Annotated in this window: 10 protein-coding genes; 8 read left to right on the forward strand and 2 right to left on the reverse strand. The window is 47.5% G+C overall.

Going from position 1 to position 12,347, the window contains the following annotated elements; all coding sequences use genetic code 11:
* Positions 1-76 precede the first annotated feature (76 nt).
* The 5 genes from JK154_RS08395 (at position 77) to deoD (ending at position 5,906) form a co-directional block, all read left to right on the forward strand.
* Complete coding sequence (locus JK154_RS08395; protein WP_211992071.1) at positions 77-1,354, forward strand: NupC/NupG family nucleoside CNT transporter; 1,278 nt, start codon at positions 77-79, stop codon at positions 1,352-1,354.
* A gap of 339 nt (positions 1,355-1,693) precedes the next feature.
* On the forward strand, positions 1,694-2,473 hold the full coding sequence (gene deoC, locus JK154_RS08400) for a deoxyribose-phosphate aldolase (RefSeq protein WP_211992072.1): 780 nt from the start codon (positions 1,694-1,696) through the stop codon (positions 2,471-2,473).
* 59 nt (positions 2,474-2,532) lie between these two features.
* The gene (gene deoA, locus JK154_RS08405; RefSeq protein WP_211992073.1) at positions 2,533-3,855 is read left to right on the forward strand and encodes a thymidine phosphorylase; all 1,323 of its coding nucleotides are present in this window, start codon (positions 2,533-2,535) and stop codon (positions 3,853-3,855) included.
* 49 nt (positions 3,856-3,904) lie between these two features.
* Complete coding sequence (deoB, locus tag JK154_RS08410; RefSeq protein ID WP_211992074.1) at positions 3,905-5,128, forward strand: phosphopentomutase; 1,224 nt, start codon at positions 3,905-3,907, stop codon at positions 5,126-5,128.
* Positions 5,129-5,186: 58 nt separating this feature from the next.
* Positions 5,187-5,906, forward strand: a complete 720-nt coding sequence (gene deoD, locus JK154_RS08415; protein WP_211992075.1) for a purine-nucleoside phosphorylase — start codon at positions 5,187-5,189, stop codon at positions 5,904-5,906.
* A 99-nt stretch (positions 5,907-6,005) separates the two neighbouring features.
* Here the strand turns inward: deoD and lplA are convergent, their stop codons facing one another.
* Both lplA and JK154_RS08425 read right to left on the reverse strand, forming a co-directional pair.
* The gene (gene lplA / locus JK154_RS08420; RefSeq protein ID WP_211992076.1) at positions 6,006-7,022 is read right to left on the reverse strand and encodes a lipoate--protein ligase LplA; all 1,017 of its coding nucleotides are present in this window, start codon (positions 7,020-7,022) and stop codon (positions 6,006-6,008) included.
* Between the two features lie 90 nt (positions 7,023-7,112).
* Positions 7,113-7,742, reverse strand: a complete 630-nt coding sequence (locus tag JK154_RS08425) for a YtjB family periplasmic protein (RefSeq protein ID WP_211992077.1) — start codon at positions 7,740-7,742, stop codon at positions 7,113-7,115.
* A 105-nt stretch (positions 7,743-7,847) separates the two neighbouring features.
* On the opposite strand from JK154_RS08425, the gene serB reads away from it, so the two are divergent.
* The 3 genes from serB (at position 7,848) to nadR (ending at position 11,596) form a co-directional block, all read left to right on the forward strand.
* Positions 7,848-8,825 (forward strand): phosphoserine phosphatase, encoded by a 978-nt coding sequence (serB, locus tag JK154_RS08430; protein ID WP_211992078.1) that lies wholly within the window; start codon positions 7,848-7,850, stop codon positions 8,823-8,825.
* Between the two features lie 11 nt (positions 8,826-8,836).
* Positions 8,837-10,219, forward strand: coding sequence for a DNA repair protein RadA (radA, locus tag JK154_RS08435; RefSeq protein ID WP_211992079.1), 1,383 nt, complete (start codon positions 8,837-8,839; stop codon positions 10,217-10,219).
* Between the two features lie 147 nt (positions 10,220-10,366).
* The gene (nadR, locus tag JK154_RS08440) at positions 10,367-11,596 is read left to right on the forward strand and encodes a multifunctional transcriptional regulator/nicotinamide-nucleotide adenylyltransferase/ribosylnicotinamide kinase NadR (RefSeq protein WP_211992080.1); all 1,230 of its coding nucleotides are present in this window, start codon (positions 10,367-10,369) and stop codon (positions 11,594-11,596) included.
* The last annotated feature ends 751 nt before the right edge of the window (positions 11,597-12,347 follow it).

Raw genomic sequence — 12,347 nt, forward strand, 5'->3', positions numbered from 1 at the left:
CCTAACGTTATAATTTCCTGTGTAATTCATTGGCTAAATTCGCCGCGATATTTATTAAAATAGACAGGGAATCTGTATGCAAATCCTTATCGGATTAATTGGCATGCTTGTTTTATTACTGGTAGCCTTTCTCCTATCCACGGATCGCAAAGCGATCAATCTCCGTACCGTTATTGGGGCCTGGGTCCTTCAGATAGGCATTGGTGCACTGGTTCTTTATGTCCCGGTGGGACGCAAGGTCTTACTTGCTATGTCTGAAGGGGTAGCAAACGTTATCGGTTATGGTAATGCCGGGATTTCCTTCCTTTTTGGCGGGTTAGTATCGGATAAAATGTTTGAAGTTTTTGGTGGCGGTGGTTTTGTTTTTGCCTTGCGTGTCCTGCCTGTTATCGTCTTTTTCTCTTCTTTGATTGCCGTGCTGTATTACATCGGCATTATGCAGTGGGTGATTAAAATCTTGGGTGGTGGCTTGCATAAATTGCTGAGAACCTCCCGTACAGAATCTCTTTCTGCCACGGCAAATATTTTCGTTGGACAAACCGAAGCCCCTCTGGTGGTTCGCCCTTATATTGCGACCATGACACGATCTGAACTGTTTACTGTGATGAGCGGGGGGCTGGCTTCGGTGGCCGGTTCCGTTCTGGCCGGGTACGCCCAGATGGGAGTGCCCCTGGAATATTTGATCGCGGCGTCATTTATGGCGGCGCCCGGGGGACTGCTATTTTCTAAACTGATGATGCCTGAAACCGAAAAGCCGAATGATTCGCCGCATCTTGAATCAATGGAAAACGATCCTGACCGCCCAACGAATATTCTTGACGCTGCGGCCTCTGGTGCCGCATCGGGTATGCAACTGGCTCTGAATGTAGGGGCGATGCTGTTGGCATTTGTGGCTTTGATTGCTCTGCTGAATGGTATTTTGTCTGGTGTGGGAGGCTGGTTTAACTATCCGCAACTGACGATGGAGCTCATTTTGGGCTGGGTATTCTCCCCAGTCGCCTGGCTGATTGGGGTTCCCTGGGCTGAGGCCCAGATCGCAGGGTCATTCATTGGTCAGAAACTGATTATTAATGAGTTTGTTGCCTACCTTAACTTTGGTGCCTATCTGAAAGATGAAGCTGAGGTGGCCGCAGCAGGGTTGCAGGTATTATCCACAAATACGAAAGCTATTATCTCTTTTGCCCTCTGCGGATTTGCGAACCTCTCGTCTATAGCTATTCTCATTGGTGGGTTAGGCAGTATGGCTCCCAATCGTCGTCACGATGTTGCCCAGCTTGGTATAAAAGCCGTTATCGCCGGAACCCTGTCAAACCTGATGAGTGCCACTATTGCAGGAATATTTTTGGCGCTCTAGCATGTTGTGAATAATGTTATAATTGTAACATTAAAATGGTCGGTTATTCACCGACCATTTTGTTATCAGGCCAGTATCATTTGGCTTGTTTTGTTATCGGCGTCACCTATAATGACTGAATGAATGCAATATATACTCCGGATTTTGTGATTCAGGACACAATTCACTCTGTGTGTGAATGTTAGAATTATAACATTCAGGCTGGTGGTAAACAGGTGGCAAGAGGGACCTTAGTATGAGAGGCAGCAGGCTGGCTTCTCCTCTTCATGGAATCAAGTCCACTTTACTGTGTTTGAGTTGCCAGGCCGGAGACATCTAGCCCTTTTGTTGGAGATCATTATGAGCGATTTAAAAACCAGCAGCCTGCGTGCGCTGAAACTGATGGACTTGACCACGCTGAACACTGATGACACAGATGAAAAAGTCATCGCACTTTGCCATCAGGCAAAAACCCCGATGGGAAACACCGCCGCCATTTGTATTTATCCTCGTTTTATCCCGATCGCACGTAAGACGCTAAAAGAACAGGGTACGCCTGACATTCGTATCGCGACGGTAACGAACTTCCCGCACGGTAACGACGATATTGATATCGCCCTGGCAGAAACCCGTGCGGCGATTGCTTACGGTGCTGATGATGTGGATGTCGTGTTTCCTTATCGCGCTCTGATAGCCGGTAATGAGCAGGTGGGGTTTGACCTGGTTAAAGCCTGTAAAGAGGCTTGTGCCAGCGCCAATGTGTTGCTGAAAGTGATCATTGAAACCGGTGAGTTAAAAACGGAAGAACTGATTCGTAAAGCATCAACCATTGCCATTAAGGCAGGGGCTGACTTTATTAAAACTTCTACGGGTAAAGTACCCGTTAATGCGACACCGGAAAGCGCACGCATTATGCTCGAGGTCATTCGTGACCTTGGGGTAGAGAAAACGGTAGGTTTTAAACCTGCGGGTGGGGTTCGTTCTGCTGAAGATGCTGCAGAATACTTAGCGATGGCTGATGAGATGTTTGGTCGTGACTGGGCTGATGCGCGTCATTACCGTTTTGGCGCATCCAGCTTACTGGCCAGCCTGCTCAAAGCACTGGGCCACGGTGACGGGAAAAGCGCCAGCAGTTACTGAGCCCTCTGTGCGGCGTAATATACGCCGCCATTTACCTCGACTTTTCGTTGGAGATTCCTATGTTTCTCGCACAAGAAATCATTCGTAAAAAACGTGATGGCCATGCGTTAAGCGATGAAGAAATCCGTTTTTTTATCAATGGCATTCGCGATAATACTATCTCTGAAGGGCAGATCGCCGCCCTGGCAATGACCATCTTTTTTAATGACATGAGCATGCCGGAGCGGGTCTCACTGACCATGGCGATGCGTGACTCAGGCACAGTCCTTGACTGGAAAAGTTTGCATCTCAATGGGCCTGTTGTTGATAAACATTCAACGGGTGGGGTGGGGGATGTGACCTCCTTGATGCTGGGGCCAATGGTTGCGGCATGTGGTGGTTATGTTCCGATGATTTCTGGGCGAGGTCTGGGGCATACGGGAGGTACGCTGGATAAGCTTGAAGCCATCCCCGGTTTTGATATTTTCCCTGATGACAATCGGTTCCGGAAAATTATTAAAGAGGTGGGGGTTGCGATCATTGGCCAAACCAGCTCTCTGGCGCCTGCGGATAAACGTTTCTATGCTACCCGGGATATTACTGCGACGGTGGACTCTATCCCGCTGATTACCGGTTCTATCCTGGCGAAGAAACTGGCTGAGGGATTAGATGCCCTGGTCATGGATGTCAAAGTGGGTAATGGGGCATTTATGCCAACCTATGAGCTTTCCGGTTTGCTGGCAGAAGCGATCGTCGGGGTTGCCAACGGGGCTGGCGTGCGTACTACAGCCTTGTTGACAGATATGAATCAGGTTCTTGCCTCCAGTGCCGGTAATGCTGTTGAGGTGCGTGAATCCGTACAGTTCCTGACGGGGGAGTACCGTAATCCACGCTTGTATGATGTCACCATGGCATTATGTGTTGAAATGTTGCTTTCCGGTAATCTTGCTCAGAACGATGCGGAAGCCCGAACTAAACTTCAAAAAGTGTTGGATAACGGTAAAGCGGCGGAAGTTTTTGGTCGTATGGTTGCGGCCCAAGGTGGACCAGGGGACTTTGTCGAAAATCCGGATAAATATTTACCGGTTGCCGCTATTCGTAAACCCGTCTATGCCGATGATGTGGGTTTTGTTTCCGCGATGGATACCCGTGATCTGGGTCTCGCCGTCGTGTCCCTGGGCGGTGGTCGTCGTCAGGCTTCCGATATTATCGACTATAGTGTTGGTATCACCGAAATGGCACGACTGGGCGATAAGGTTGATACATCACATCCGTTGGCGGTTATTCATGCGAAAGATGAGGCAAGCTGGCAAGAGGCGGCTGCGTCGGTGAAAGCGGCAATTAAATTTGACGATAAAGCACCACAGGAAACACCGACTGTCTATCGCAGAATAAGTCAGTAACGTATACTATTCTGATCGAATTTTTCGATCGTAAGATGCGGAGAATACTATGAAACGTGCATTTATTATGGTACTGGATTCTTTCGGTATTGGCGCAACTGAAGACGCAGTAAAATTTGGTGATGTCGGTGCTGATACACTGGGTCACATTGCAGAAAAATGTGCTAAAGGTGAAGCAGATATTGGTCGTAAAGGCCCACTGCATCTTCCTAACTTGACCCGTCTGGGTCTGGTAAAAGCCCATGAAGGGTCGACTGGTCACGTTGCCGCCGGTATGGATGGTAATGCCGAAGTTATTGGTGCCTATGCCTGGGCGCATGAGCTCTCTTCCGGCAAAGACACCCCATCAGGTCACTGGGAAATCGCAGGGGTGCCAGTACTGTTTGACTGGGGTTACTTCTCTGATAAAGAAAATAGCTTCCCACCAGAGTTATTAGATATCCTGGTGAAACGCGCTAACTTGCCGGGTTACCTGGGTAACTGTCACTCATCGGGTACAGTCATTTTGGATCAGTTAGGTGAAGAGCATATGAAAACCGGAAAACCGATTTTCTATACCTCTGCTGACTCCGTATTCCAGATAGCCTGTCATGAAGAAACTTTCGGCCTGGACAAACTCTATGCACTGTGCGAAATCGCGCGTGAAGAACTGACCAAAGGTGGGTATAACATTGGTCGTGTCATTGCCCGGCCATTTGTGGGCGATAAAGCGGGTCATTTTCAACGCACGGGGAACCGTCATGACTTGGCTGTTGAGCCGCCAGCGCCGACAGTGCTGCAGAAACTGGTTGAAGAGAAACACGGTCATGTGGTTTCTGTCGGTAAAATTGCTGATATCTATGCTAACTGCGGTATCACTAAAAAAATAAAAGCAACAGGCCTGGATGCGCTGTTTGATGCCACGATTAAAGAAATCAAAGAAGCCGGTGATGAAACTATCGTTTTCACCAACTTCGTTGATTTTGATTCCTCATGGGGACACCGTCGTGATATAGCCGGTTATGCGGGTGGTCTTGAATTGTTTGACCGCCGTTTACCTGAATTGATGGCGCTGCTGAAAGAAGATGATCTGCTTATTCTGACGGCTGACCATGGCTGTGACCCAACCTGGCATGGCACAGATCACACCCGTGAGCATATTCCGGTACTGATCTATGGCCATAAAGTTAAACCAGGTTCCCGTGGGCATCGTGAAACCTTTGCCGATATTGGCCAGACACTGGCTAAATACTTCGGTCTTTCTGATATGGATTACGGCAAAAACATTCTGTAATTCTGCAGGGCGGCTGACTGCCGCCCAATAGCTGTCACATTAAGATAAGGATTAACTTATGGCCACTCCACATATTAACGCCGAAATGGGTGATTTTGCTGACGTCGTTTTGATGCCTGGCGATCCACTGCGTGCAAAACATATTGCAGAAACTTTCCTGGAAAATGCGCGTGAAGTGAACAACGTGCGTGGCATGTTGGGTTACACCGGGACTTATAAAGGACGTAAAATTTCTGTTATGGGTCATGGCATGGGGATCCCATCCTGCTCCATCTATGCGAAAGAGCTGATCACCGATTTTGGTGTGAAAAAAATCATCCGTGTGGGTTCCTGTGGTGCCGTGCGTGAAGATGTAAAACTACGCGATGTAGTTATCGGCATGGGGGCATGTACTGACTCCAAAGTTAACCGCCTGCGTTTTAAAGACAACGATTTTTCTGCTATTGCAGATTTTGAGATGGTACGTAATGCCGTGGATGCCGCTAAGGCTCTGGGTGTTGATGCCCGTGTAGGCAACATCTTCTCTGCAGACTTGTTCTATACCCCGGATCCAACCATGTTTGACGTCATGGAAAAATACGGTATCCTGGGCGTGGAAATGGAAGCGGCGGGTATCTATGGTGTGGCAGCAGAATTTGGTGCTAAAGCGCTGACCATCTGTACCGTGTCTGACCATATCCGTACTCATGAGCAGACGACTGCAGCGGAACGCCAGACCACCTTTAATGATATGATTAAGATTGCTCTGGAATCCGTATTATTGGGTGATAAAGCCTGATTAACTGGGTTGCTTAAAGAGGCATGAGTTGTGCCTCGAATTCATAAAAAAGGCACGGGAAACATCATCTCCCGTGCCTTTTTTATTACCTTTATGAGCTTAACGGACGGCTTCTGCTATCCAGCTGGCTAATTCGCGTAGCTCTTTTTCCTGTTCAGGATAAGCCGGGATTAATGACTCACATACTTTTTGCAGAACGTCGCTGCGATAAAGTACCCCCTGCAAATCTGAAGCCAGGGCTTCCAGCGGGGCAGGATTCAGGCTGTCAGTGAATAACTGACTCCGGGATATATGGCCTTTTTCCACATCAAAGTGCAGCTCAATGCCGCCCCAGCTAAAACGGTTATCCAGTAAATGGCTAAACGCGGGGGCCTGGCCAAAGTTCCATTCCCAACTACTTTGGCGGGTGAACGTTTCCATGAATCCGGGTAAGTCTGGTAATGCATCGGGAGAGATATGTTCTGCCTGAACGCGCTCACCGTAGAGACTAAAAAAAGCCTCAATGATGCTGTCACAAATTTGTTCATGGGTTAGACCGGGGACTAAATCACTAAGATTCGCCACACGTCCCCTGACAGAGGTAATGCCTTTGGCCTGGAGCTTTTTGGGGTCAGGATTCAGGTAGTTTGCCAGCCGGGTAAGGTCCGCATTCAGCAGTAATGTGCCATGGTGAAAACCACGATCTTTGGTTTCTTTATAGGCCGAACCGGAAATTTTACGCACCCCATCAGGCGTTTCGACTTCTAAATCATTACGTCCGGAAGCCGTGGCAGTAATCCCCAGATTTTGTAACGCGTTGATAACCAGCCCTGTTGAGATGCTTTTATCGTACTCAGGCTTGCCAGCCATGAACGTGAAACAGGTATTACCTAAATCGTGAAATACTGCCCCCCCACCACTGCTACGACGAGCCAGCCGGATATTGTCCTGCTCCATACGAGCAGTATTACACTCTTTCCACGGATTCTGGGCACGTCCAATCACCACGGTATCTGCATTACGCCATAGAAACAGCACCCGTTGAGTTGTGGGCATCTGACGAAAAATAGTTTCTTCAACAGCGAGGTTAAACCAGGGATCATAGGTGTCAGAAATCAGTAAACGCAAACCAGGCATAGCAGAACTCCTTTTTCTGAAAAGAGTGGAATAACGCCCATGTAGCTCAGGCCATTCAGTCAATCTATCAATTGTGTCATGTTGGTGGCTTTACTCTTCCTCTTCTTTTACTTTGGTATTGGCAGTAAGCAGAAAAGGGGACTGCTGCCAGCGGCTTCGTTTGCCCCCGAGCAGAGTCCGGGCGAGGATAATACCGATAGCTACAGCCAGTAAGATCATGAGCCGCAGAATGTTGGTGGTATTATCGACCTGCTTGGCTTCTGTTGCCAGGGTATGCGTATCGAGCGTCAGACGCAGATAACCAATGGGGCCACTTTTATCTTCAATCGGTGAAACAATTTGTTTATTGAAGTAACTTCCTGCTTTCGCCCCGTCCAGCGCCAGACGGTCACGAACATTGATGGGTTCCCCGGATCTTGCCACCTGGTTCCCCGCGGTATCGTAAACAGCAGCATCGAGTATCCGGCTATCTTTGGTTAACATACTGAGTGCGGCAACAATGCGTTTTTCATCCGGGTTTTCGGGCTTCATCGCCGGAAGCAGATTAAATGCTACCTGACGGGCCAGGGTGCGAGCCAGTTCTTCCAGCTGATCGGAACGAGCCTGCTGACTCCCGCGGCTAAACCAGGATGCGCCTTGCATCATTACCACTAAGAGTGCCAGGCAGAACAAGACAATCACTGCCTTATGTAAGCGAAATTTAAATTTTATTCGTGACATGATGCACCTTTGGAAAATTGCTGACATTAATGTTGCCAGAAGCCTGGCTGACAAGGTAGCCTCTTGCGGTGTTTTTACCCTCCCTTGCCTGATACTGGAGCTGTAATGCTAAATAGTTTGACCTGGTGCGACCTACCTAATGATGTCTCTCTGTGGCCAGGACTGCCGCTTTCACTCAGTGGTGATGAAGTGATGCCACTGGATTACCGTGCCGGGCGCACGGGTTGGCTGCTTTATGGCAGAAACCTTGATAAACAGTGCCTGACGAAATACCAGCGTAAGCTGGGGGCAGCAATGGTGATAGTCAACGCCTGGTGCGTGGACGAATATCAAGTTATTCGTCTGGCTGGGACATTGACTCCTCGAGCGACTAAGTTAGCACATCAGGCAGGGCTGGATGTGGCGCCACTGGGTAAAATACCTCATTTGCATACACCGGGATTACTGGTGATGGACATGGACTCTACCGCGATTCAAATTGAGTGTATCGATGAAATAGCTACGCTTGCAGGGACAGGCGAAAAAGTTTCCGCAATCACGGAGCGAGCGATGCGCGGGGAACTGGATTTTTCTGCCAGCTTGCGCGAGCGTGTCGGGACACTGAAAGGAGCCGATGCGGATATTTTACGCCAGGTACGTGACAGGCTGCCATTGATGCCTGGCCTGCGATCTTTAGTGGCCAAACTGCAGACGCTGGACTGGAAAATTGCCATCGTTTCTGGCGGTTTTACTTACTTTGCTGAATATTTACGTGATGAGTTACAGTTAAACGCTGTGTTTGCGAATGAGCTGGAAATTTTTGATGGTAAATTAACCGGTGAAGTACAAGGGCAAATTGTCGATGCTCGTTTTAAGGCAGAAACGCTAAAAATGTTAGCAGCACAATATGCTATCCCGAACACCCAGACCCTGGCGATCGGTGATGGGGCAAATGACTTGCCAATGATTCAAGTCGCAGGCTTGGGGATTGCGTATCATGCGAAACCTAAAGTGAATGAAAAGGCTGAAGTGACGATACATCATGCGGATTTGACCGGTGTATTTTGCATTCTTTCAGGCAGCTTGATTCAGGAAGAAGGTTAAGAGGTATTAAGGTGGCAAAAGCTCCAAAACGCGCATTTGTTTGTAACGAGTGTGGTGCTGATTACCCACGCTGGCAGGGGCAATGTAGCGCTTGTCATGCATGGAATACCATTACTGAAGTGCGCATTGCCGCCTCACCCCAAGTTGCTCGTAATGAACGATTATCGGGCTATGCGGGGAGTGCTGGTGTTAGCCGGGTCCAAAAGCTCTCTGATATTAGTCTTGAAGAGCTGCCACGCTTTAGCAGCGGTTTTAAGGAGTTCGACCGTGTGCTGGGCGGTGGGGTGGTGCCCGGGAGCGCAATTCTGATAGGGGGAAGCCCGGGGGCTGGTAAATCGACCCTGTTGCTACAAACCCTTTGTAAACTCAGTGCGCAGATGAAAACACTGTACGTCACCGGTGAGGAGTCGTTACAGCAGGTAGCCATGCGAGCACATCGTCTGGGGCTACCAACACAGCATTTGAATATGCTGTCGGAAACCAGCATTGAACAGATTTGTATGATAGCTGAAGAAGAGCAGCCCAAGTTGATGGTCATTGACTCTATTCAGGTGATGCATATGGCTGATGTCCAGTCATCGCCGGGCAGTGTCGCCCAGGTCCGTGAGACTGCCGCCTACCTGACTCGTTTTGCGAAAACGAAAGGGGTGGCGATCATTATGGTCGGTCATGTGACGAAAGATGGTTCCCTCGCGGGGCCGAAAGTACTGGAACACTGTATTGACTGCTCTGTCATGCTTGACGGCGATGCGGATTCACGTTTTCGTACCTTACGCAGCCATAAAAACCGCTTTGGGGCGGTGAATGAGCTAGGGGTGTTTGCCATGACTGAACAGGGCCTCCGGGAAGTCAGTAATCCGTCTGCCATTTTTCTGAGTCGTGGGGACGAAGTGACACCAGGAAGTTCTGTCATGGTAGTCTGGGAAGGAACACGCCCTTTGCTGGTGGAGATTCAGGCCTTGGTTGACCAGTCAATGATGGCTAATCCGCGGCGTGTTGCCGTCGGACTTGAGCAAAACAGACTGGCCATTCTGCTGGCAGTGTTACACCGACATGGTGGTTTACAGATGGCGGATCAGGATGTTTTCGTTAATGTCGTCGGGGGCGTGAAAGTTGCAGAAACCAGTGCTGACTTGGCGTTGTTGCTGGCAATGGTATCCAGTTTACGTAACCGGGCTCTGCCTCATGATTTAGTGGTCTTTGGCGAGGTAGGTCTTGCCGGTGAAATTCGCCCGGTGCCAAGTGGCCAGGAACGCATTGCCGAAGCGTCAAAGCATGGTTTTAAACGTGCTATCGTTCCCCAGGCAAATGTGCCGAAAAAAGTGCCCGAAGGCATGCAGATTTTTCCCGTGAAAAAGCTTGTTGATGCGCTTTCTGTATTTGACGACTTATAATGAATACTGGCTGTTTGTGGAATCAGTTGCCTGATTTCTGTTATTAAGTCATTACCCTGAACGTTCTGGTTGTCGGTAACTTGAACGTTAGCAGGTATCAATCCGGAAAAGGTTTGTCCGGACATATGAGCCATTGGGAGACAGTGCATGTCGTCATTCGAATATATCAAAACAGCCATTCGCAAACAGGGTCATACACTACAGCAAGTTGCGGATGCCAGTGGGATGACCAAAGGCTACCTGAGTCAATTATTAAATGCGAAAATTAAAAGTCCGAGTGCACAAAAGCTTGAAGCATTGCATCGCTTCCTCGGGCTGGAGTTTCCGCGACGAGATAAGAAAGTAGGGGTCGTCTTCGGCAAGTTTTACCCCCTTCATACTGGTCATATTTATCTAATACAACGTGCCTGTAGCCAGGTTGACGAACTGCATATCATCATGGGTTATGATGAACCGCGTGATAAAGCCTTGTTTGATGATAGCGCGATGTCACAGCAGCCGACGACTGGCGATCGTTTACGCTGGTTACTGCAAACCTTTAAGTATCAAAAAAATATTCATATCCACTCTTTTAACGAAGAAGGCATGGAACCTTATCCTCATGGCTGGGATGTCTGGAGCCATGGTGTTAAAGCTTTTATGAATAGCAAAGGAATTACCCCTGATTGTATCTATACCTCAGAAGAAAGCGACGCGGCGCAGTTTAGCCAACAGCTGGGTATTGAAACGGTAGTGATTGACCCCAAACGGACTTTTATGAATATCAGCGGTACGCAAATTCGTGAAGATCCGTTCCGCTACTGGGAGTATATTCCTACCGAAGTTAAGCCCTTCTTTGTGCGCACGGTAGCGATTCTTGGTGGGGAGTCGAGTGGTAAATCATGGATGGTGAATAAGCTTGCCAACATTTTCAATACGACCAGTGCCTGGGAATATGGTCGTGACTATGTTTTCTCTCATCTCGGTGGCGATGAAATGGCGTTGCAATATTCTGATTACGATAAAATCGCCATCGGTCACGCACAGTATGTCGATTTTGCAGTAAAACACGCCAATAAAGTCGCATTTATTGATACGGATTTTGTTACTACACAGGCTTTTTGTAAAAAATATGAAGGCCGTGAGCATCCTTTTATTCAGGCAATGATCGATGAATATCGTTTTGATTTAGTAATATTGCTTGAGAATAATACTCCATGGGTTGCTGACGGTTTACGTAGTCTGGGGAGTGATGTTGACCGTAGAGGGTTTCAGAACCTGCTCATTGAGATGCTAAAAGACAATAATATCTCTTTTATTCATGTCGAGGAATCTGACTATGACAGCCGTTTCCTGCGTTGTGTGGAGTTAGTGAAAAAGATGCTTAATGCAGAGTAATTAGCATAAGGTATTTCCCACGGTAGCAGGCCAAAGATGGCCTGCTACCGGAATAGGAAGAGATATTTAACATTCTTTTTAGTCTTCGTTAATTATATAAGTGATATTTTCTTATTCCGTAGAGGAAATAAAATAACCACTGTAAGTCTTCATGAAGTAATCACCCCATTTTTATAAGCGAATTAGTGATAACTATGGATGTTCTGCATAGAAGATTATTTTAATTCTTTTCATCTTATATTTGACTGATATTTAGGTCGTGTGAAGCTTATTGAATAATAAACTGTAATTTGTAGCGTTAATTAAATGGATGGCTTCTCGTCTCCAGGTTTTATGTGACAATGATTGATATTTAAATGTCTTTTTGACGTGCTGTGTTGTATGTTGCTGAATAATATAGTATTCGTTTTTCCCGAGGGTTAACAAGGCTATATATTGAAGGAATAAATTATTTTTAATTATGGATCTATTTCTCCAGAGGATGGTTGTTATGCACGTAGTGGAATTTTTTCGAGCATCAGTACTTAATAGCAGTTCTTCGGCTTTTTACCTGGCAGTAGACAACAATAAATATATGGGCTTTGCGTGTAAGCTTCTTAATGTAAAAAATGAAAATGCACATTACCGATTAACTAACCAATGTTCTAATAATGAACAGCGTCTGAAGATAAGAGAACGTATTGATAAGTATGAATCTCTATTATATATGCTGGAAAATGTATACAGCAAAGTTCAGTGATCTGGGGGACTA

The organism is Citrobacter sp. JGM124 (assembly GCF_018257795.1).
Taxonomy (GTDB): Bacteria; Pseudomonadota; Gammaproteobacteria; order Enterobacterales; family Enterobacteriaceae; genus JGM124.